This is a genomic window from Paraburkholderia sp. SIMBA_054, from assembly GCF_046534875.1.
GTDB classification, from domain to species: Bacteria; Pseudomonadota; Gammaproteobacteria; order Burkholderiales; family Burkholderiaceae; genus Paraburkholderia; species Paraburkholderia hospita.
Map to the genome: position 1 here is coordinate 1 of NZ_JAWRXV010001085.1, position 260 is coordinate 260.

Consider the following 260-nt stretch of genomic DNA (forward strand, 5'->3'; position numbering starts at 1 on the left):
GCGCCTCCGTGATCGCGGTGTCGACGAGAATCCACAACAGCCGCGCGATGAACACCGTCGCGACGATCGCGGTCACCGCATGTGCGATGCCGCGCGCCGCGACGTTTTCCTCGACGACCGCGGCCAGCGACACGCCCCACAAACGCGCCGCCAGTTCGAAGAAAAACAGCCAGATGAAAAGCGTCAGCAACGTGCCGCAAAAACGCAGCAAGCGCGTGAGATACGGCGAGCGGCGCCGCGCGCGCGGACTGCGCGGGCGC

At 67.3% G+C, this 260-nt stretch carries 1 pseudogene; it reads right to left on the minus strand.

Going from position 1 to position 260, the window contains the following annotated elements:
• Positions 1-260, minus strand: a pseudogene (locus SB822_RS58510) (mechanosensitive ion channel protein MscS); the annotation flags it as partial.